The sequence below is a fragment of the Mesorhizobium sp. 01N446 genome, from assembly GCF_056399285.1.
The window spans coordinates 160,185-181,769 of sequence record NZ_JBFTRA010000006.1 but is presented as its reverse complement, the minus strand read 5'-3'; the positions used below and the strand labels follow the sequence as shown (position 1 = coordinate 181,769).

At 59.0% G+C, this 21,585-nt stretch carries 20 protein-coding genes; 16 read left to right on the top strand and 4 right to left on the bottom strand.

Features of this window, described 5'->3' with window-relative positions; genetic code table 11:
- Window positions 1-2: 2 nt before the first annotated feature.
- On the bottom strand, window positions 3-560 hold the full coding sequence (locus AC1DPX_RS22510; protein WP_477239670.1) for a helix-turn-helix domain-containing protein: 558 nt from the start codon (window positions 558-560) through the stop codon (window positions 3-5).
- Between the two features lie 418 nt (window positions 561-978).
- Here AC1DPX_RS22510 and AC1DPX_RS22505 point away from each other — a divergent pair, with 418 nt between their 5' ends.
- The 5 genes from AC1DPX_RS22505 to AC1DPX_RS22485 are packed head-to-tail and all read left to right on the top strand — an operon-like array spanning window position 979 to window position 6,887.
- Window positions 979-1,680, top strand: coding sequence for a type 1 glutamine amidotransferase (locus AC1DPX_RS22505; RefSeq protein ID WP_477239669.1), 702 nt, complete (start codon window positions 979-981; stop codon window positions 1,678-1,680).
- Window positions 1,681-1,701: 21 nt separating this feature from the next.
- Window positions 1,702-2,784, top strand: coding sequence for an ABC transporter ATP-binding protein (locus AC1DPX_RS22500; protein ID WP_477239668.1), 1,083 nt, complete (start codon window positions 1,702-1,704; stop codon window positions 2,782-2,784).
- Window positions 2,739-3,908 (top strand): ABC transporter substrate-binding protein, encoded by a 1,170-nt coding sequence (locus tag AC1DPX_RS22495; RefSeq protein WP_477239667.1) that lies wholly within the window; start codon window positions 2,739-2,741, stop codon window positions 3,906-3,908. The genes AC1DPX_RS22500 and AC1DPX_RS22495 overlap by 46 nt, the downstream gene beginning before the upstream one ends.
- A gap of 36 nt (window positions 3,909-3,944) precedes the next feature.
- Complete coding sequence (locus AC1DPX_RS22490; protein ID WP_477239666.1) at window positions 3,945-5,705, top strand: ABC transporter permease subunit; 1,761 nt, start codon at window positions 3,945-3,947, stop codon at window positions 5,703-5,705.
- A gap of 54 nt (window positions 5,706-5,759) precedes the next feature.
- Window positions 5,760-6,887, top strand: coding sequence for a M24 family metallopeptidase (locus AC1DPX_RS22485; RefSeq protein ID WP_477239665.1), 1,128 nt, complete (start codon window positions 5,760-5,762; stop codon window positions 6,885-6,887).
- A 475-nt stretch (window positions 6,888-7,362) separates the two neighbouring features.
- Here AC1DPX_RS22485 and AC1DPX_RS22480 read toward each other — a convergent pair whose 3' ends face one another.
- The 3 genes from AC1DPX_RS22480 to AC1DPX_RS22470 are packed head-to-tail and all read right to left on the bottom strand — an operon-like array spanning window position 7,363 to window position 10,163.
- A complete protein-coding gene (locus tag AC1DPX_RS22480) occupies window positions 7,363-8,085 on the bottom strand; it encodes a ribonuclease activity regulator RraA (protein WP_477239664.1) in 723 nt (240 codons plus the stop codon).
- Window positions 8,086-8,102: 17 nt separating this feature from the next.
- Window positions 8,103-8,888, bottom strand: a complete 786-nt coding sequence (locus AC1DPX_RS22475; RefSeq protein ID WP_477239663.1) for an SDR family oxidoreductase — start codon at window positions 8,886-8,888, stop codon at window positions 8,103-8,105.
- Window positions 8,889-8,918: 30 nt separating this feature from the next.
- Entirely contained in the window at window positions 8,919-10,163 is a 1,245-nt protein-coding gene (locus AC1DPX_RS22470) for a pyridoxal phosphate-dependent aminotransferase (RefSeq protein WP_477239662.1), read from the bottom strand.
- Window positions 10,164-10,284: 121 nt separating this feature from the next.
- Here AC1DPX_RS22470 and AC1DPX_RS22465 point away from each other — a divergent pair, with 121 nt between their 5' ends.
- The 11 genes from AC1DPX_RS22465 to AC1DPX_RS22415 all read left to right on the top strand — a co-directional run bounded on the left by AC1DPX_RS22465 (window position 10,285) and on the right by AC1DPX_RS22415 (window position 21,563).
- Window positions 10,285-11,142 (top strand): LysR substrate-binding domain-containing protein, encoded by an 858-nt coding sequence (locus AC1DPX_RS22465; protein WP_477239661.1) that lies wholly within the window; start codon window positions 10,285-10,287, stop codon window positions 11,140-11,142.
- A gap of 129 nt (window positions 11,143-11,271) precedes the next feature.
- A complete protein-coding gene (locus AC1DPX_RS22460; protein WP_477239660.1) occupies window positions 11,272-11,751 on the top strand; it encodes a nuclear transport factor 2 family protein in 480 nt (159 codons plus the stop codon).
- 301 nt (window positions 11,752-12,052) lie between these two features.
- Entirely contained in the window at window positions 12,053-12,676 is a 624-nt protein-coding gene (locus AC1DPX_RS22455; RefSeq protein WP_477239659.1) for a TetR/AcrR family transcriptional regulator, read from the top strand.
- 399 nt (window positions 12,677-13,075) lie between these two features.
- Entirely contained in the window at window positions 13,076-13,819 is a 744-nt protein-coding gene (locus AC1DPX_RS22450; protein WP_477239658.1) for a glucose 1-dehydrogenase, read from the top strand.
- Between the two features lie 71 nt (window positions 13,820-13,890).
- Window positions 13,891-15,339 carry an aldehyde dehydrogenase family protein gene (locus AC1DPX_RS22445; RefSeq protein WP_477239657.1) on the top strand — a complete coding sequence of 483 codons (1,449 nt, stop codon included), beginning with the start codon at window positions 13,891-13,893 and terminating at the stop codon, window positions 15,337-15,339.
- A 92-nt stretch (window positions 15,340-15,431) separates the two neighbouring features.
- On the top strand, window positions 15,432-15,839 hold the full coding sequence (locus AC1DPX_RS22440; protein WP_477239656.1) for a GFA family protein: 408 nt from the start codon (window positions 15,432-15,434) through the stop codon (window positions 15,837-15,839).
- A 185-nt stretch (window positions 15,840-16,024) separates the two neighbouring features.
- Window positions 16,025-17,062, top strand: a complete 1,038-nt coding sequence (locus AC1DPX_RS22435) for an aldo/keto reductase (RefSeq protein WP_477239655.1) — start codon at window positions 16,025-16,027, stop codon at window positions 17,060-17,062.
- Between the two features lie 169 nt (window positions 17,063-17,231).
- Window positions 17,232-18,014: an SDR family oxidoreductase gene (locus AC1DPX_RS22430; protein ID WP_477239654.1), complete on the top strand. Its 783-nt coding sequence runs from the start codon at window positions 17,232-17,234 to the stop codon at window positions 18,012-18,014.
- A 166-nt stretch (window positions 18,015-18,180) separates the two neighbouring features.
- On the top strand, window positions 18,181-18,957 hold the full coding sequence (locus tag AC1DPX_RS22425) for an N-acyl homoserine lactonase family protein (RefSeq protein WP_477239653.1): 777 nt from the start codon (window positions 18,181-18,183) through the stop codon (window positions 18,955-18,957).
- Window positions 18,958-19,227: 270 nt separating this feature from the next.
- Window positions 19,228-20,262, top strand: a complete 1,035-nt coding sequence (locus AC1DPX_RS22420) for an amino acid ABC transporter substrate-binding protein (protein ID WP_477239652.1) — start codon at window positions 19,228-19,230, stop codon at window positions 20,260-20,262.
- Window positions 20,263-20,372: 110 nt separating this feature from the next.
- A complete protein-coding gene (locus AC1DPX_RS22415; RefSeq protein WP_477239651.1) occupies window positions 20,373-21,563 on the top strand; it encodes an amino acid ABC transporter permease in 1,191 nt (396 codons plus the stop codon).
- Window positions 21,564-21,585: the final 22 nt, after the last annotated feature.

Genomic DNA, 21,585 nt, shown 5'->3' with positions numbered 1-21,585 from the left:
CATCAGGCGTTTTCAGCGACGCTGTTCATCATCAGCATCTCGGCGTCTCCGCCGAGAGCAACATACGCATGCGGCTGGTCGGCATCGAAAAGTATGCTGTCGCCTTCATCCAGTGCCAGCGGCTCATAGTACATCGTATGGAGTTCCAAGTGTCCTGAAAGAATGTGCAGAAACTCCTGACCCGGGTGCTGCCGCCAGCCGCCGTTTTCTTCAAAGCTGCGTGCTGTAATGCGAACCTTCCAGAAAAGGTTCTGCTTCTCCTTGAACTCCGAGCAAAGGACCTCCATCCGCATGCCAGGATTTTCGTAGATGTCGGCGGCCCCTTTTTTGGTGATTGACCGTCTTGCTTTGGGTAGTGGGGCCCGCTCTGTGAGAAACACCGCAGCGGGCACCTTAAGGACGCCGGCGATCTTGATCGCGGTTTCGACGTTCAATTTCGCCTTGCCGGATTCAATTTTCGAAAGCTGAGAAGGAGACATTTCCAGCCGTTTCGCGAGTTCTCGCAAGCTGATCTTCTGAAGCGTGCGGTAGTGCCGGATTTGTAAATTCGCAGACGTCACACCCAACTCCCGAGCAAAAGAATCGCCCGCTTTCGTAGCGGATTTGGCAACATGTGTCCATTTGGCAGGCTTTCGGGCTTCCACATACTGGCTCAAGCTGATGAAAAAGCAGGCAAAAAACAGCTACTTGCCGGGTTTGGGGATGCTACTGGTTCTGAATTACCCTTCTGTTCGTTTCCAAAATGGTTCTAAAAACGAAACAAATGTCAAAATATGACTTGTTAAGCCACCCCTGTCATGAAATCATCTGATTTAGGAAACGGTTGAACATCCATTGCCAACCTGGAGGGCCTAGCCGTGAAGGGTTGCGACTTCGGCGATGAATGAGCACTCAAGGGCACAAACCGGGTTGCCCCTGTCCTTGGTGACGACAGGCGAGCGCCGACGATCAGCGCATTTCAAATTACGGACTGACCACATGAAACTCGGTATCCTGCAGTGCGACCATGTCCCCGACGAGCTGGTCGGCAAGCATGGCGACTACAACCAGTTCTTCATCGATTTGCTGGCGGACGATCGGCTTGAATTCATCACATTTCCGGTGGTCGACGGGATTTTTCCGGAAGATCCCAATGCTGCGGACGGCTGGGTCATCACGGGCGGACGTTCCTCGGTATCGGACCCTGATGACTGGATAGCGCGCCTCAAGCAGTTCGTTCGCGATGCCTATCGCGCGAATGCGCCAATGCTCGGCGTCTGCTTCGGGCATCAGCTTATCGCGACTGCCTTGGGCGGCGCGGTAGGCAAATCGCGAGCCGGTATGACAGCAGGCCCGGTCGAATATCAAAGAGCTGACACGCAAACGGGTCATGTTGCGCTCACCTGGCATGAGGAGGAGGTCATATCCCTTCCCGATTCCGCCAGGGTCGTTGGTGCGTCCGAAAGTTGCGACTATGCAATCCTGCGCTACGGCGACACTGTTCTTAGTTACCAGGGCCACCCGGAGATAAAGCCGGACTTTCTGATCGATCTTTTGGCGGTCATGGGCGACAGGCTTCCCGGGGCCGCTCGAGAGAATGTGCTCCGCTCGAACCATTACCAGCCGAGCACCAATGCCTTTGCTCATGAGATCAAGGAACTGTTCCTCGACGGCAAGACTGTCAAGACGGCAGCCTGTTGACGTCTGGAGAGGATCGGGTCGATGTCGGGAGTGGCGATAGAAATCCAGGGTTTATCGAAATCCTATGGGGCAATTCGCGTCGTCGATGACGTCTCATTGAATATCATGCCCGGCGAGTTCATCGCGCTGCTCGGCCCGAGCGGTTCCGGGAAAAGTACTCTGTTGATGAGTGTCGCTGGCTTCGTCCGGCCCTCGTCGGGGTCGATCAAAATCGGTGGCAAGGACGTAACGCACATAGCGCCCAGGCAGCGCAACATCGGCATGGTGTTTCAGAAGTACGCGCTTTTCCCTCATATGACAGTCAGGGAGAACATTGCGTTTCCACTTCTGCAGCGGCGCTTGGCCAAGGATGAAATCGCCAGACGGATTGCGTCGATAACAGAACTGGTCGGTCTCGGCGATTTCGAGGGGCGGCTGATACCGGACCTTTCCGGCGGACAGCAGCAGCGTGTGGCCCTGGCCCGGGCCCTGGTTTACCAACCCCCGGTCCTGTTGATGGACGAGCCGCTCGGTGCGCTCGACAAGAAGCTTCGGGAGCATCTCCAGCAGGAGATCAAACAGATACAGCGGATAACGGGCACGACCGTCATTTTCGTCACGCACGATCAGACGGAAGCCTTGGCAATGGCGGACCGGCTCGTTGTCTTCAGGAAGGGACGGATCGAGCAAATCGGGACGCCGAGCGATCTGTACGACGCACCGCAAACGGCTTTCGTCGCCGACTTTATCGGCGAAGCAAACATTCTGAAGGGCACCGTTCGCGAGATCAATGCCCAACACTGCCAGGTGCAGTTGGAGAGTGGCTGCGTGATCGCCGGAAAGCATGTGGGGGACCCCGCACCTGTTGTCGGCAATCCGGTCGATATCGTCGTGCGGCCCGCCCATATTTTCACCGGTCCCTGCGACGGGTCGGGTCTACACGGCACAGTCATCGCAAGATCCTATCTCGGCGAATCCGTAAACCTCCGTGTTGCCCTCAAATGCGGGGACACGCTTGCCGTAAAGGAGCCGCCCGGATCTTCCCGCCAGCCAGGGGAAGAGGTTTCGCTCAACTGGCATTGCCAGCACGCGAGAGTGTTCAAAACAAACGAAAGGGGAACATGACAATGACGAACGACCAAGTCACGCGACGCTCAACGCTGAAACTGATTGCCAGTGCGGCCGCCACCGGCATGATGACAACTGCCTGGAAAGGGAGCGCCTGGGCGCAGGAGAACCTGAAGGGCAGCGGCCAGGTCGTGGTGTTTGACGGCGGGGGCGCTTTCGGCGCCGCCCTCCACGGCGCATATTTCGAGCCATTCAAGAAGGCCACTGGGATCAAGGTTGTTCCGGCCGCCAACATGCCTCCCGGTGCCGTCAGGGCAAGCATCCTCGCTGGAGCCCCAGCGTTCGATGTCATGGATTTTTCGGGTGGTCAGATCGACGCACTGATCGAGGATGGTCTTGTCGAGAAGATCGATTACAGCCTGTTCCCACCCAAGGACTTGCTAGCCTACTCGCCCATCAAGCCGAACGACTACATGCTCCCGTCGCTGTTCTTCTGCTTGGCGCTGGCCTATGACAAGGAAGCGTTCGGCGCTAAGCCGCCGCAGACCTGGGCTGACATGTGGGATGTCCAGAAGTTTCCGGGCAAGCGCTCCCTGCACAATGCCGGTGACGATGTGCTGGCGGGCTGTGTCTTCGAGATCGCCATGCTCGCCGATGGCGCCGATCCGAAGAATGTTTACCCGATTGATTTCGATCGGGCCTTCAAGTCACTCGACAAACTCAAGCCGGATATTCTTCGATTCTGGTCGGCTGGCGCCGAGCCGGGCCAGATGCTGTCGGATGGCAGCGTAACCATCGCATCAGCCTGGAATGGCCGTATCTCGGCCTTGAAGGAAAAGAGCGTTCCGGTCGATCTCAGCTGGAACCAGGCTATCCTTCAATGGGACTGCTGGGCTGTCCTCAAGGGCACGAAGAACAAGGAAAATGCCATGAAGTTCCTGGCCTTTGTTGCCCAGAAGGAAGCGCAGGCGAAGTTCTCCGAACTGATCGAATATGGCCCAACGAATTCAGAGGCGTTCAAGCTGATCGCTCCCGATCGTGCGGCGCGGCTTCCGGGCAATCCAACCAGCGTCCAGACCCAGGTGGTCCAGGATTACAAATGGTGGGACGAGAAAGACGCCGCGGGAAAAACCAACGTCCAGAAGGCCACGGAGCTCTGGCAGAAATGGGTCACGAAGTAGCGTGGGGCCTAGTTTAGAGTCATAGGAATGCGGAACATGCGTAACCGGTTTTCTCTCCGTTACGGCACCGAACAGGATTCGCTCGGCATGCTGACGGTTCCGCTTTCCTTTCTGACGCTGTTTTACATTCTACCTCTCTTGGGGGTCGTCGCCGCAAGCTTCCTGCCCGGCGGCTCCCCCTCGATGAGTGCCTATTCCGCTCTTTTCGAGAGCGATACATTTCTCTCCATTGTGTGGCGTACCATTCGCCTCAGCCTCGAAGTCGCGATTGTCAGCCTGGTTCTCGGCTATCCCTACGCTTATTTGCTGAACAAGGTGCATGGCTGGAAGCGTCAGCTACTGACGGTGGCCGTCATCATGCCCTTCTTCACCAGCGTCTTGATCAGAAGCTATGCCTGGGTCGCCATACTGGGAACGCGCGGCATCGTGAACAAGGGACTGATTGCCGCCGGGATAATCGATCAACCGCTCATGCTCGTCTACAACGAGATCGGGGCGATGGTCGGCATGACACAAGTCCAACTCCCGCTGATGGTCCTCACGCTCTACGGATCGATGCGAAGGATCGACACGCAGCTCGTTCGTGCCGCGGAGGGGCTTGGCGCCCATCGTCTCGTTGCCTTCTCGAAGGTGTTCCTGCCACTGTCATTGCCTGGCATCGTCGCTGGGTTCGGTCTCGTCTTCACAAGCACATTGGGCTTCTATGTCACCCCCGCGCTGCTTGGCGGTCCGAGCGAATACATGGTGACACAATCAATATATGTGCAGCTCAACAACTTGAACGATTTCAGCGGCGCCGCTGCGCAAGCGACCGTCCTGCTGGTGATCGTCGTGATACTGCTATCATTGCTTCGAAATGCAATCGGAGCCGACGGCGGATCCGGCACCAAGGCGAACGCGCAAGGGACACGGATCCTTGCCGGGATGCCCGAGAGGCTTGTGAGCATCCTCGGTGCCGCTGCGGATCCAATCTGTACGTTGCTTTCCGGTCTCGTCTATCTCGTCGTCGCCGTCGACGTTGTTTTCCTGATGATCACGATGGTTACCGTCATTCCGCTTGGCTTCAGTTCGGATGAGTATTTGAGATTTCCGCCGTCGGGCTTTTCCCTTCAATGGATGCGGAGCTATGTCGGCAGTGCGGATTGGCTGGAGTCGACTTGGTTCAGCCTGTGGATCAGTGCCTGTGGCGCGGCGGTGGCCACGTTCTTCGCGTCGATCGCCGCCTATGCAGTGACGCGGCTGCAGAGCGCGCGCGCGAAGCCGATCCTCGAGCTAATTTTCATTTCTCCGATGATCGTGCCGCAGTTCGTGGTGGCGCTGGCGCTGTACTTCATCTTCATCAAGCTTGGATTGGTTGGAAGTGCGCTCCCCTACATCATTTGCTATGGGGTGTTCGCCTTCCCTTACGTGTTCCTGGTCATGCGCGCGGCGTTTCAGCGTTTCGATGTATCCGTCATGCAGGCGGCAGCTGGTCTGGGCGCGCGTTCAACCACGATCTGGCGAACGATCGTCATTCCACTTTTGTTGCCATCGTTTGTGAGCGCCGCCGGCTTTGCCTTCCTCACCGCGTTTGATGACCTGGTAGTGGCTCTCTTTTTCAGCAGCGCCGGGCAATATACTTTGTCGATGCGCATGTGGGCGGACATCAGAAATGAGATCAGTCCGCAGATCGCCGCGGTAGCCGTCGTATTCTTCTCTTGCACTCTATTGGCCGTCGCAGGCGGCAGGATTGCGCGCAAGGTCACCGTTGGCCGCAGCCTGTTACAAACGCGACTCGTGCCGAGTTCGCAGACCTAGCAGAGCGTCATTGGCTCTACAGATACCGTTCCTCTGTTGACGATGGGAACCACCGTGCAATTTCCACTCTCTGAATACGAAAATCGACTCGTGCGTCTTCGAAATGAAATGCGCTTGCGAGGCTTGGATGCGGTGCTTTTGGACGACTCAGAAGCCATCGCGTACTTCTTTGGGTTCGACACGTCTTTGTCCTACTATCGGGCTGGCGTCATAACTGCATCGGGTGAAGCCTTCTTTGTGCTCAGGTCACTGGATGGCGGACCGATGAAAGAGCGAACCTGGGCTACGGATGTTGTGGGCTACGCCGATTGGGAAGACGCGGTCGGCGTGCTTGTCGCAAAAATCAAAAGCTCCGGATTGGCAAAAGCGCGTCTCGGCGTGGACTTTGCCAGCCATGCCATGACTGTCCAAACCTATCAGCGCCTCAAGCAGGCTTTGCCCGCAGCCGCCTTGTCAGACCTCAATGGCCTTCCCTGGCTGATGCGCCTCATCAAATCGTCGGCCGAAGTGGAGAAGATTCGCAAGGCCAGCGCTATCGGTGATGCGACGATAAGTGAGATCGTGGCCAAGACGCGCCCGGGAATGACCGAGCGTGATCTCGCGCGATTGGCTGGCGAGGTATATGTCCGCGAGGGTGGAGATCCCGGGCATCCCGGCATTTTCGGAACCAGGAAGAACAGTGATCTGGATTTCCTCCATGGACACCTCCATGACACCGGCTTCGGCCTCCCAGAGGTTCTGCACCTTGAGATCAATCCGCGTTTCGAGGGCTACGGCGCGCGAATGATGCGAACCCTTTCCCTTGGAGAACCGCCGCAAGATCTCAATCAGATCATATGCAGGATGGTCGAACTGCAAGATCGACAGATGATGGCCATGAAGCCAGGCGCTCTGGCCAGTGACGTCGATCGAATAGCGCGAGAGGGAGCTATAAATGCCGGTTTGAGAAAAGACTACACAAACGTCACCGGCTATACCATGGGCTACTATCCGGACTACATGGTGCGTGCGAGTGACTTCACCCGGGTCTTTCTTCCAACGTCGAACTGGCTTCTGGAGGAGGGTATGGTTTTCCACCTCTACATGTCCGCAGCCGGCGTTGGAATTAGCGAGACAGTTCTAGTTGCCAAGGATGGATGCGAACGCTTGACCAAAACCGACAGGATTTTGTTACGAACTTAGCACTGGCGGCCGATCTGGGACTGGAAGTCTCCGAGGGCATTTCAAAAGCGAAGACACGGACGAAGCCCGACGAGCCCTACCTGTCGACTACACAGCGCTTTGTGTTATTCGGATTGACCAATATCGAGATCCTGTCACCCGGAGAGATGGTCTCCACGTCAGTCCGCCCTGACGCCAGATGTCTCGCGCTCCTTTCATGATTTCCGTCAAAGTAGGAGACGTCAACGAGCGCGAACACGTTCTTGCCGGAGGTTTCATAATACGCCGCGTCCACGCGAGCATCTAACTTCACCCACTTTGCGCGCCGCCATCGATGAAGACAAAACGGCGCCAAAGCGGCTGCGAACGCAACAGCGAAAAACAAGGCAAGTGGGAGATAGTCTTCCATCGTCGCCTCACATCCGGATATTGGCGCCTGTCGATGCCATCGCGGTTACGACGTGCACATTCGTCACAGAGTGGTCGAGCGCAAATCTCACTTGCCTTCCTTGAAGGCCTCATAGCGAGCCTTGTTTTCCGCATTCGGTGGGTAGAGCCCGGGAAGAGCCGTTCCTTTTTCGACTTCGCCCATGATCCAGCCCTCAAGCCTCTCCTGTTCGATGCCCTGTTCGACCACCTCATCGACAAGCTTGGCGGGGATCAGCACGGCGCCGTCGTCATCGATTACGATCAGGTCGTCCGGGAAAACCGCCACGCCGCCGCAGGCGATGGGCTCCTGCCAATTGACGAAAGTGAGACCCGCCACCGAGGGCGGCGCCGCGACACCGTTGCACCATACAGGCAGGCCGGTCGCCAAAACACCGTGCACGTCGCGCACCACACCGTCGCTCACGAGCGCGGCCACGCCTCGCTTGACCATGCGCGCACAGAGAATGTCGCCAAAGATGCCAGCATCGGTTACGCCCATGGCGTCGACCACGGCGATGCAGCCTTCAGGCATCGCCTCGATTGCCGCGCGAGTGGAGATCGGCGAGGACCAGCTTTCCGGCGTTGCGAGATCTTCACGCGCCGGCACGAAACGGAGCGTGAAGGCACGGCCGACAATACGCGGTTGGCCGGTCCTGATTGGCTTCGCGCCGCGGACCCAGACATTGCGCAGCCCCTTCTTCAGAAGGATAGTGGTCAGCGTCGCTGTGGTTACGCCCTTGAGCGCTGCGATGGCTTTCTTCTCGTCATAGGGTAGCGTCTTGTCGGTCATGTTCGTTCTCCAAGGGATCAGATGCTGGCGATCAGTCCGCCATCCACACGGATGACGCTGCCGGTGATGTAGGCCGCGCGGGCGCTTGCCAGGAATGTCGCAGCGTCTCCATATTCCTCCAGTTCGCCATAGCGACCCACGGGAATCGTTGCGATGCTCTCCGCCGAGACGTCTTCGACGTCGCGGCCCTCGCGCTTGGCTTTCTGTTGGTCGAGAAACGTGATGCGTGGGGTGGCGATGCGGCCGGGAACGATGACGTTGGCCGTGATTCCGTCGCGCCCGATCTCGCGCGCCAGCGTTTTCGACCAGCCAACCAGCGACAGCCTTAGCGCATTGGAAATGCCCAGGTTCGCGATCGGCGCCACCACGCCCGATGAGGTCGAGGTGATGATGCGACCCCATTTCTTCTCGCGCATGGCAGGCAGGACACGATCGGTGAGAGAGATCACGGACAGGACCATTGATTGGAAATGGCTCGACCACAGGCTGTGATCCTGGCCCGCCGCGGTCGACGGCGGTGGCCCGCCCGTGTTGTTGACGAGGATATCGATCGAGCCAAAGGCCCGCTCGGCCTGCGACACGCGGCTCTCGATGGCTGAGAGATCGCCGAGATCCCAGGCTAGCGGCAGTGCCTCTCCGCCGGCCTTGCGGATTTCATCTGCCGTCCGCTCTGCCCCTTCGGCAGAACGATTGCCGACCACGACGCGCACGCCCTCCCGCGCAAGCGACTTCGCGATTGCGCCTCCAAGTCCGCCGCCAGCGCCTAGAACCAGCGCCGTTTTCCCTTTGATGCCAAGATCCAAGATGCTTATCCTTCCGCCAGTATGGCGCTATCAGCGGCTCAACTTGCCGCAGGCTTCCTCGATGCGCTCACAGGCTGAGCGCAGCTTGTCGGTTGCCGTGGCGAATGAAATCCGAAAATACGGCGCGAGCCCAAAGGCTGATCCCGGCACGACCGCGACACCCGCGTCCTCGAGCAGGAAAGTCGCGAAATCGACGTCGGTCTCTATGGCTCGACCATCTGGCCGCTTGCGGTCGATCATTCCGGCGCAGGACGGGAACAGGTAGAAGGCACCGTCCGGCGTTCGGCAACTCAGGCCCTCGATGCCGTTGAACGCGGCAAGGCACAGATCGCGCCTGGTCTTGAACACGGCATTGCGCTCGGTGAGGAAGTCCAAGGGGCCGGTAAGCGCGGCCACGGCCGCGGCCTGGCTGATCGAACTGGGATTGGTGGTGCTTTGCGACTGCAGCGTCGCCATCGCCCGAATAAGTTTTTCAGGCCCGCCGGCATAGCCGATGCGCCAGCCCGTCATGGCGTATGCCTTGGAGACGCCATTGCATGTCAGCGTGCGGTCGAGGAGCCTTGGCTCGATGGCGGCGATTGTCGAGAACGCCCAGCCGTCATAGCGGATATGCTCGTACATGTCGTCGGTCATCACCATCACATGAGGATGGTCCAACAGAACATTGGCGAGTGCCCTCAGGTCGGTGGCGGAATAACCGGCGCCGGTCGGGTTGCTCGGAGAATTGAGCACCAGCCATCTTGTCCGGGGCGTGATCGCTTCACGCAGACGCTCCGCCGTCAATTTGAACCCGTCTCCTTCGCCACAGGCGACGATGACTGGTTTGCCGCCTGCCAGACGGACCATGTCGGGATAGGAAACCCAATACGGCGCCGGAATGATCACCTCGTCGCCATCATCGAGCGTGGCGCAGAACGCATTGTAGAGCACCTGCTTGCCGCCTGTACCGACGCTGATCTGCGAGATATCGTAGGAAAGGCCGTTTTCACGAGCGAACTTGCCGACAATGGCCCGCTTGATCTCCGGCGTGCCATCGACATCCGTATATTTGGTCTGGCCGGTATCGATCGCGGCCTTGGCCGCTTCCTTCACATGCTCCGGCGTGTCGAAATCGGGCTCACCTTGCGACAGGCCGATAATGTCCCGTCCCTGGCGTCTTAGCTCGTTCGCCAGCCTGGTGATGGCAATTGTCGGTGAGGGCTGCACTGTCATCATGCGTCGGGACAGGGAAAAGTCTCGATTGGAGCTGGTCGAATAAGCCGCCGGCATGTTCATGAGATACATCCTCTCGACCCCAGCATCGGGTAGGGGCAACTGTGTCCGGGCTATACAACACCAAGCGCACCCCTTAAGAGAATATGTGTTTCTTCGCTTTCATTATTCAGGAAAACTGTCGATGGAAACGCGCTTTCTCAGCACCTTTCTGAGCGTGGTCAAAACGGGCTCTATCGCGGAAACTGCGCGTCGGCTCAACATCACGCCGTCAGCCGTCACCCAGAGGATGAGAGCCCTGGAAGACGAGATCGGCCAGCCGCTGGTCCGTCGTTCCGGCCAGGCGATGCAGCCGACCTCTGCAGCCAACGCTATTGTCCGGGATGCCGAACGCATCCTTGCCCTGGAAAATGATCTCAAAGCGGCCGCGTCAGCCGATCAGGAGACGGGGCTGTTGAGGATCGGTGTGATCCAGACCGCTTTGACCGGCCTGCTCCCCGATATCCTGCTTCGGCTTCGCCAAAATCGCCCAGGTATTGAACTCTACCTTGTTCCGGGCACATCGGGGGATCTGTATGCGCTGGTGACTGAAGGCGGCCTTGACGCAGCCTTTGTCGTGAAGCCGCACTTCGTCCTTCCGAAATCGCTTRATTGGGCCCAACTGCGTAAAGAACGTTTGCTGCTTATCACAGCGTCTCGCCAGGAAGTCCGAGACCCGCAATCGATCCTGCGGCGCGAGCCCTTCCTTCGCTATGACCGCAACCATTGGGGTGGACGCATCGTCGATCAGTATCTTCGCCGGCAACGCATCCGCCCAAACGAGCAATATGAACTCGATTCCCTCGAGGCCATCGTCATCATGGTTTCTCGCGGACTGGGGGTCGCCATCGTGCCGGACTGGGCTCCGCCTTGGCCGCAGGGCGTGTCGGTGGAGCGCGTCCCGCTCCCGGATGCCCCGATGCGCGAGATAGGCGTCATCTGGCAGCGAACATCTGTTCGTCTGCCACTCATCCGCGCATTTGTCTCGGAGGTGGTGCCGTAGCCGTTGCCCGTATGACGGCACTGACAGCTCACGACGCGATTCTAGTCGCAATGGTAAGATTGTCTGCGTGCACGTCAGAAAACCCTTGACGCCTCACACAACTGTCAGCAGATTACGATTCTGTAGCGGATGCTACAAACCGACTTGCGGATCGCGAACAGCCGGCAACCCGCGCTTTCGGTCAAGTATCTCATGGTTGGACGGAGGAATCTAATGACTGCAGTGACCAAGAATATCAAGACCGTGCCGACGAGCGATTATGACGCCGTCGTTTCGCAGGTCATGAAATATGTCGACGGCCTGGAAATCGGCAGCTCGAAGGATGTTGCGGAGGGCTTCCACAAAGAAGCGGTGATGTACGGTTTTACCAACGGTCAGCTGCTTGGCGGGCCGATCAAGAATCTCTACGACTTTGTCGATTCAAACGGCAAGGCACCGGACATCAAGGTTCGCCTGGACATTCTGTCGATCACGCCATCGACCGCCGTTGTCCGGGTGGACATGGAAAAGGACGCGATCGGCGCCGACTACACCGATTTCCACACCCTTCTCAAGCAGAACGGAGAATGGAAAATCATTGCCAAGGTCTTCCATATGTATGAAGGCTGATCCCACCGGCCGCAAGGTTGACCGGGTGTTGTGGCAGAACCCGAACCTCATGCGGACGCGGCGAGCATGCCGCTCCGTATGAAGGCGAAGCGGACTGGCAGCGCCGGGGCTTTCAACGGAATCCGTTGGTCGGCACGATGTGGATTGGCATCCGTGACCGGGGGCGGCACTCACCAAACAGGGCAAGTCTTGAGCGGTCCTGGTCGTCGATCTGATCACTATTGGCGATAATTTCGACGTTGCAGCCTAACAGAGCATCCTTTAGATCGGAGTTTCGGCGGAATCGACAGCGTGTAATCATATGGCAACCATTGTTCCTCACCGCAGCAAGGGACGGCCGCGAAGCTTCGATCGCGACGCAGCTCTCGACCGGGCTTTAAGTGTGTTCTGGCAGCGGGGCTATGAGCCGGCGACGATCGCTGATCTTTGCACTGCCATGGAGATCAATCCGCCAAGCCTGTACGCGGCCTTTGGCAATAAGGCGCAGTTGTTCATGGAGGCCGTTCATCACTACGAGACCGTCTTTTGGGACGCGACGTGGGATGGGATGGATCAAGGGGCTGATGTCACGGAGGCTATAAGTGGCTTCTTCCATGACGCGGCCCGCATCCTGACCTCTCAAGATGCGCCATGTGGTTGCCTTGTCATTCTCGCGGCCACGAACGTGTCGGCTGAAGGCCGGGAAGTGAACGAGGCCCTAAAGGCGCTTCGCCATGAAGGTCGTAACTGCTTCCTCACACGGCTTGAGCGTGCAGTTGCAGACGGGCAATTGCCAAAGGCTACAGACACTGATGCGCTGGCGTCCACTCTCAACGCGATGTTGGAGGGGATGTCGCTGCTGGCGCGAGATGGAGCGTCGCGAGAGGAGCTGGATCGCATTGCGGCCACTGCGATGGTCTTGCTCCCGGCATCGCCCAGGCACTAACGCTCTTAGGAAACGCGAAGCAGGGACCAGCTTCCCTGCCGGACGGAACATTGGTTCTTGTGCCTCGCAGGCGCAGGACCAGCTGCCGTCGGCTTAGTCAGGTTCAAAATCTGGACTGGCCGGCTTGCGCCAGTCTCGAACGGCCAGATTTGGCGCCGTTCGCAATGGGAAATTGCATTTCACCTTCTCCCTCCGCTGAGTTTCTCCTCCCGTCGCCGTTTAAGGCTTGACTGTCAGTATCGTTCGCTACACAAATGAACTGTAGCAATCGCTACGGTTTGGGAGGTTCCGCGCGGCCTGGCTGACACCCGATTCGGGGAACTGGCTTTCAAAGCCCGTTTCGCGATCGGACGTGGACGGCTTTGTCCGAAGTGGGGTTCGGATGTGTAGGGGATGGAGATGGAGTTGAAAGACCAGGTAGCGGTGATCACCGGTGCCGCCAGCGGCTTCGGCGAGGCGATCGCTCGCAGGTTCGCTGTCTTGGGAGCCAAGGTGGTGGTAGCCGATATCAATGGCGACAAGGCGCGGGAGGTTGCCGCCTCCATCGGCCGATCCGCGATTGGCGTGAAGGTCGACGTTACGTCAAGCCAGGACATCGAGGCGATGGTTGGCCAGACAACCGCGCACTTCGGCGTTCCTGACGTGGTTGTCAACAATGCGGGCTACACACACCGCACCTGCTCGGTGCTTGATGTCGACGAAGCCAGTTTCGATCGCGTGTTCGATGTCAATGTGAAATCGATCTTTCACATGGTTCGCGCGGTCGTGCCTCTGATGCGCGACAATGGCGGCGGCGTGATGCTGAACATAGGTTCGACGGCAGGCATCCGTCCTCGACCTGGCACCACCTGGTACAACGCTTCGAAAGGTGCGACCAACCTGGCCTCCAAGGCACTGGCGATTGAGTTGGCGCCTTGGAAAATTCGGGTGAACGCCATCTGCCCGGTAATTGGCGCCACTGCCATGCTGGAGCAATTCCTGGGCGCTCCGGACACGCCGGAAAACCGAAAAAAATTCATCGACACCATTCCGATGGGGCGCCTGAGCGAACCGAGCGATGTCGCCGAGGCAGCCGTTTATCTCGCGACCGCGGACTTCATCACGGGCGTGCTGCTGCCGGTGGATGGCGGCCGCACCATCTGAGACCATGTCGCGTCTGGCGGAAATCGCCGCGCTACCGCTTTCCAGCAACGAGACTAACGAGGAGACCCATCATGGATACATTGCAAACATCGGCGACAGCCGATTTCGCTGCTCCCTATGGCCTGCTGATCGACGGCAAGATCGTCGTATCCAACGATACTTTCGATGTCCTCAATCCGGCCAACAACGAAGTCCTGGCCAAGGCGCCCGACGCCAGCACCGATCAGTTGAATGCCGCCGTCGCCGCGGCCAAGCGTGCTTTCCCAGCCTGGGCCGCGCTGAGTTGGGAGCAGCGCGAGGCCTTCCTCGTCAGGCTTTACGAAGCACTGGACGCCCAGAAGGAAGAGTTCATCACGCTGCTGTCGCTGGAGCAGGGGAAACCGCGCCACAGTCAGGCGGATTTCGAGGTCAATCTGGCAAACCCGTGGATCCCCAAGACGGTGAAGAGCAGGCTTGATGTTGAGGTTATCGAAGATACCGATGAGCACCGTGTCGAGGTCCGGCGTACGCCGCTTGGCGTGGTCGGAGCCATCATTCCCTGGAACTATCCGTACCTCCATGTGCTTTGGAAGTCGGTTCCAGCACTGATCACGGGCAATACGGTCGTGTTGAAACCTTCACCCTATACGCCTCTGTGCGCCCTCAAGATCGGCGAAATCGCGGCAAAGATCCTGCCGCCAGGTGTCTTCAACATCGTCACCGGGGGCAATGATCTCGGTAAGCTGCTTACCGAGCATCCAGATGTCGGCATGATTACGTTCACGGGTTCGACTGAAACGGGCAGGCGCATCATGGCTTCGGGCGCAGGCACCGTTAAACGGATTACGCTTGAGCTCGGGGGCAACGATCCCGCGATTCTTCTTCCTGACGCGGATTGGAAATCGATCGTGCCGAACGTGTTTTGGACCGCATTCGGCAATTCGGGCCAGTGGTGCATTGCCGCCAAGCGCATCTATGCGCATCGGTCCTTCCACGACGATTTCGTCAAGGCGTTCGCCGAATATGCCAGCCAGCAAAAGGTGGGCGACGGCATGGATCCGAGCAGCGCGCTTGGCCCGGTGAACAACCGGATGCAGTTCAACAAGCTGGTCGACATGTTCGCGGATGTGAAGGCCAATGGCTACAAGATCGCGGTCGGCGGCGACATCGACCCTAACTCGAAAGGGAATTTCGTCCCCGTTACCGTAATCGACAATCCTCCCGAAAACAGCCGCATCGTCCAGGAAGAGCCTTTCGGTCCGATTGTGCCGATCATCGCCTACGAGAGCGTTGAGGAGGTCATTGCCAAGGCCAACGACACGCCTTTTGGCCTGGGTGCCACCATCTGGGGCCGGGACCGCGTACAGGCGCAGGCCGTCGCCAATCGGATCGACGCGGGCAATGTCTGGGTCAACGAGGGGCAGAACCACCCGATCAACGCGCCATTCGGCGGCCATAAGCAATCCGGTCTCAGTGTCGAGCACGGTGGCGAAGGGCTTGCCTCCCACACCAACAGCAAGACCGTGATGATCCACAAATAGGGCGGTTGCGGCCGCCAGATCCAGGATCGGGCTACGCCGCTGCCCAGGTGAGACGATAGTTTTCCAGCGAAATCCAGACAAGGGAGAGAGTTATGCATCTGGAAGGGCAATGTAACTGCGAGGGGGTTCATTATCACTATGATGGTGAGCCGGATGTTGTCGGCTTTTGCCACTGCAAGGCCTGCCAACGCCAGGCCGGCGGCAGCGGCTCGATTTTTGTCTGCGTTGACGATGACGATCTGAAGATTGTCGGCGATACCATCAAGAAGTACATCACGCGCGCCGACAGCGGGCTCGACGTCAATCGCTTCTTCTGCGGGCGGTGCGGTTCGCCAATCGTCAGCCGTTGCGTTGGATTCCCTGGCAAGGCTTTCATCAAGGCAGGCACGCTAAACGACACCAGCATGCTCAAACCCACCGTGGAGGTGTGGTGTGAAGAAGCACAGCCATGGATGCCGCAGATTTCTGGCGTCGAACGCTTCGAGCGTGGCCCAGGCTGATCAACGTTTTCGCGGGCGGCGTCCACCCAGGGACGCCGCCTTAGGATAGCTGCCAAATCAGTTCGCTGATGCCGCGAGCCTGTCGCTGATTGTCAGATCAGCGAACAGGCCCTTGGTTCAGCCACGGGACGTCCGGACATTATGCAGCGAGCAATCGTTTTCCCCGCAATAGCGTGAAAAAAGCAATGAGTGGGTTCCAGAAGCGGCAGATCGGGACAACCGGTGTCGAAGTGACGTCGATAGGGCTGGGCACCGTGCCGCTGTCGGGATTCAAGACAAAAGTCAGCTATGCCGAATTCGAAGACGTCGTTGACACGGCTTTCAGGGGCGGCGTCAGGTATTTCGACTGCGCTCCGATGTATGGTTTCGGCAAGGCCGAATACTATCTCGGTCATGCGCTGCGGGAGCTGGGCGTCAGGAACGACGTCGTCATCAGCACCAAGGTCGGTCGCGTTTTGAAGCCGGTCAGCCGGGTCAAGAAGGTTGACACGGTCTACGGCATCGAGTGGATCGATCCGCTGCCCTTCCTTGATACTTACGACTACACCTATGACGGCTTCATGCGTTCGTTCGAGGATAGTCAGCAACGGTTGGGGGTCGATTATATCGACATCCTGCTCGTGCACGACCTCGGCCGCGCCTGGCACGGAGACAATGCTGACACTTACTGGCGTCAGATCCGCGACAGTGGCTACAGAGCGTTGGAGGAGTTGCGCCGCACCGGCGCAGTTTCGGCCGTGGGCCTGGGGGTGAACGAGACCGAATCGGTGGTAACGGTCGCCCGGGAATTCCGGATCGACTGTACGCTCATCGCCGGGCGTTACACGCTCCTCAACCAGGTCCCGCTGCTTGCCGATTTTGCCGAGTTGCAGGAAAGGCAGGTGTCCGTCCTGGCTGCCGGCGTTTTCAATTCGGGAATTCTTGCCGCCGGAACGAAGGGAAGCGGCAACACCTATGACTACCAGGCCGCACCCGCGCCGGTGCTGGACAAGGTCAAGGCAATTGAAGCGGTCTGCGACAGGCATGGCGTCGATCTTGCCTCCGCCGCGATCGACTTCGTCAGCATGCATCCAGCTGTCACGACCGTTGTGCTCGGCGCGCAAGGCGTGAAGGAGATCACCCAGAATTTAGCGACGGCATCGAAGAAGCCGCCGAGAGAGTTCTGGGTCGATCTGAAGGCCGCAGGCATCTTGCCGCAAAACGCGCCGGTTGACGCGCGCTGACTTCTGCCGGGGGCTGCTCTGGGGCAGAGCGAACGCCCAAGCGGAAAAGTGGACTCCTGTTCGGCGGGCATGGCTGAGTCAGTTTTATGATTGACAGATTGTCTGATAGGTGTTGAGTCTGGCGCTGAGGATCATAAGCGGCCCCCGCGCCTGGCGCTGGGAAAATGGCATGGATGAAAAACTGATGGATTTGCGGGGTAAGGTTTGCATCGTGACCGGGGGCGCGAGTGGCATCGGGCTCGCCACTTCGATGCTGTTCGCCAAGAACGGCGCCAAGGTCGCCATTGCCGACGTCAATCTGGAGACCGCCAACGATGCCGCCCGGCAAATCGGCGGCGATGCGTCCGCCTTTGCCTGCGACGTGTCGCAATCCGGGCAGGTGTCGGCGATGGTCGATGGCGTACTCGCCAGGTGGGGACGTATCGACGTCCTGGTCAACAATGCCGGTTTCGGCTTCACGGGCACCGTGGTGTCGATCGCGGAGGAGGATTGGGATCGCCTGATGGCGGTCAACCTCAAGGGCATGTTTCTGTGCAGCAAGTTTGTCGTGCCGATCATGCAGCGGCAAGGCGGCGGTACAATCGTCAACACCACGTCGTATACGGCGGTTTCCGCCATCGCCAACCGCGCCGCTTACGTGGCGTCGAAGGGTGGTGTTTCCGCACTGACGCGCGCAATGGCGCTCGATCACGCCAGGGACAATATCAGGGTCAACGCGGTCGCGCCCGGAACGATAGACTCGCCCTATTTCACCAAGATATTCCAGCAGGCCTCGGATCCGGAAGGCCTGAGGAAGCAATACGACGCGCGCGCCGCAATGCAGCGCATGGGTCAGGCGGACGAGGTCGCCGAAGCCATCTTGTTCCTGGCCAGTGATCGTTCGCGCTTCGCGACTGGAAGCATTTTAACAGTGGATGGCGGCTCCTCAATCGGCAATCATTTCGTCGCTTGATGCCCGGGTTGCCATCAAGAGCCTGCTCGTTTGAAACAGCCATCAAGGCGCTTCTATCCTCCCCAACTCAGGCGCAGGCGCAAGCCTGCGCCTTTTTTCTTTATCCGGCAGGGGACGAGGATACGTTTCGGCTGGGATCCGCGGTGCGCTGGTGGGAAGGTGCGAAATGACTTCGAAATGGCGCGTTGTGGCGATCAGATATGCAACCGCGCAGCTGTCGGCAGCGCATCTGGAGCTTGACCCCGATATTCACGATGCGATCGGCGCGCTCGACTACTTTATCTGGGTCGCTACCAAGGATGACAAACATGTCATCGTCGATACGGGCTTTGAGCCGGAGGAGGGAGCCCGTCGCGGCCGCAGGCTGATAATGCACCCCGTCGATTGCCTGCGGGAACTCGGCATCGATCCAAAAGCTGTGTCTGACGTGATCCTCACGCATCTTCACTACGACCACGCCGGCAATCTCGATGCGTTTCCGAATGCCAGGTTCCATCTGCAGGATGCGGAAATGCGCTATGCGACCGGGCGGTGCATGTGTCACCCCCGGATGCGCCGGCCCTTTTCGGTCAATGACGTCACCCGGGCCATTCGCCTCGTATATGACGACCGCATGGTTTTCCATGACGGCGATTTCCAGTTTTCCGCCGGCCTCAGCGTCCACAAGATCGGGGGACATTCGCGTGGACTGCAAGTGGTTCGCGTCGAAAGCAAGTCACGGGCTATCGTCATCGCCTCGGACGCCCTGCACCTAGAGCGTTATCTCGATGACGGCAAGGTCTTCCCGATGTTCGCCGACTATGAGGACGTCCTGGAGGGCTATCGCAGCCTGCGGCAACTCGCCGGTGCGACCGGCCTTATCCTGCCCGGCCACGATCCAGGTGTGATCTCCCGTTTTGTTCCCGTTCGCCGGGGCTGGGCCGACGCGGTGGAGATCGTCTGACGGGCGCTGCTTACAGACACGGTGATCGCGCAGGCCCATCCAGCAACGCGTGAATCCCAACTGAGGCAGATCCTAAAAAGGCTAGGCCGTCGATACCGACATTGACGCGGTCTGTAGTATACGATACAGAAAATTGTCGGATTAGCAGTCAATCTTACTAAGTCATTCTTCTCGCCCGCGATTGCGGGTCGGGACGGGCTCTGCTTACCGCCAGGGATGGAGATGTCTTTCGCGCCGCCGGCTGCGAAGGCAAAAAAGGAGGAATTTCAGATGAAGAACATGATCCGGGTGGTGCTCCTGGGCGCCGGTGCAGCGCTGCTTGCGGCACAAGCCAGCGCCGGTACTCTGGATGAGGTCAAGAAGAAGGGCTTCGTGCAATGTGGTGTCAGCCAAGGCACTGCAGGCTTCTCGCTACCGGATGCGCAGAACAACTGGGTTGGGCTCGATGTCGACTTTTGCCGTGCCGTGGCGGCCGGGATTTTTGGCGACGCGACGAAGGTAAAGTTCACGCCTTTGTCCGCCAAGGACCGCTTCACCGCATTGCAATCTGGCGAGATCGATATTCTCTCGCGCACGACGACCTGGACGATGAGCCGGGACACCTCGATGGGGTTCCTCTTCGCCGGCACGACCTTTTACGACGGCCAGGGCTTTATGGTGCGCAAGTCTTTGGGTGTGGATTCGGCGCTGAAGCTCGACGGCGCCGCGGTCTGTGTTGCGCCCGGCACGACGACGGAACTCAACGTCACCGACTATTTCAAGGCACATCACATGAACTACAAGGGCGTTGTCATCGAGGATCAGAACCAACTGCGCCAGGCCTATGACGAAGGCCGCTGCGACGTCCTTACCACCGACAGTTCGGTCCTCTACTCAGAGCGCAGTGCGCTGAAGTCTCCTGACGAGCATATCATCCTGCCTGAGATCATCTCGAAGGAGCCACTGGGGCCGGTGGTGCGACAGGGTGACGACGCCTGGTTCAGCGTCGTGAAATGGACCTATTTCGCACTGCTCGATGCCGAAGAGTTCGGCATCACTCAGGCCAATGTCGAAGACATGAAGAAGTCCGAAAATCCGGAAATCCGCCGCGTTCTCGGCGTTGCCGACGAGGGTGGCTCAGCGCCGGGCTTTGGTCCGGGAATCGGGCTCGAAGAAGATTGGGTCGCCCGCATCGTGAAGGGCGCCGGCAACTACGGCGAGATATTCGCGCGTAATGTCGGCCCCGGCACGCCGCTCAACATTGCACGCGGCGTAAACGCCCTGTGGAAGGATGGCGGCCTGCAATACGCCCCGCCAATCCGCTGAGAAACCATTCTGCGAACCCGAAGGGCGGGCCCTTGGTCTCGCCCTTCGTTCCGCACGCCGGCGGTACCCGGCGGCATGAGCCTTGGACATAGCCGGGGAGGGATCGAAAAATGGCGGATGTGGTCGAGGCTGATCGTCCTGGCGAAAAAGTACCGATCTGGAACGATCCGAAGGCAAGGGCCTTCCTGATCCAACTCGCCGTCGTCGCCGCCCTGTTGATACTGGGCTGGGGAATCGTCCAGAATACGATCTCGAACCTTTCACGCATGAACCAGGGCTTCGGATTCTCGTTTCTGGGCAGGAGTTCCGGATTCGACATCGTGCAGACGCTGGTGTCCTATTCCAGCAGTGCGAGCTACGGCCGGGCGCTTTTTGTCGGGTTTCTGAACACCGCCCTGATCGCTATCCTTTGCATCGTCGCATCGACGATTCTCGGCTTCGTGGTCGGCATCATGCGCCTGTCGAAAAACCGGCTCGCGGCACGCGTGGCGACGGTCTATATCGAATTCTTTCGCAACGTTCCCCTGCTGCTGCAGATATTCGTCTGGTACTCGCTTGTCGTCCTGCAGGTACTGCCGGCACCGCGCAATGCCTACGGCGTCGCCGATCTCTTTTATCTGTCCAACCGCGGCCTGATGCTGCCGCGGCCGATCTTCGGGGAGGGGGCGTCCTACGGACTGATCGGCCTGATCCTCGCTGCGGTCGCCATCCTGGTGCTGCGGCGCTGGGCGCTCGGACGCCAGGACGAAACGGGGCGACCCTTTCCGGTCTTCTGGACGTCCATGGCGGCTCTTGTTGTGCTGCCGCTCATCGGGCTCCTGGTAGCCGGCTTTCCCGTGACCTTCGAATTTCCGACCAAGACCGCCTTCAACTTCTCGGGCGGTCTCGTCGTCATGCCAGAACTCATTGCGCTCTTCCTGGCGCTATCCATCTACCAGGCGACCTACATCGCCGAGGCAGTGCGCGCCGGCATCAAGGCTGTGAAGCAGGGGCAGACGGAGGCCGCGGAAGCGCTTGGTCTGAGCCGACACCATACGCTGTCTCGCGTGGTCGTACCGCAGGCCATGCGCGTCATCATTCCCCCGCTCGCGACGATCTACATGGGCGTGATCAAGAACTCTTCGCTGGCCGTTGCGATCGGCTATCCCGATCTGGTCGCGGTGGGCGGCACGGTGCTCAACCAGACCGGGAAGGCTGTCGAGGTCGTGTCGATCTGGATGCTGGTCTATCTGTCCATGAGCCTCGTCACGTCGGCATTCATGAATTGGTTCAATGCTCGCGTGAAGCTGGTGGAGCGATAGTCATGGACAGACCTCACGGCCC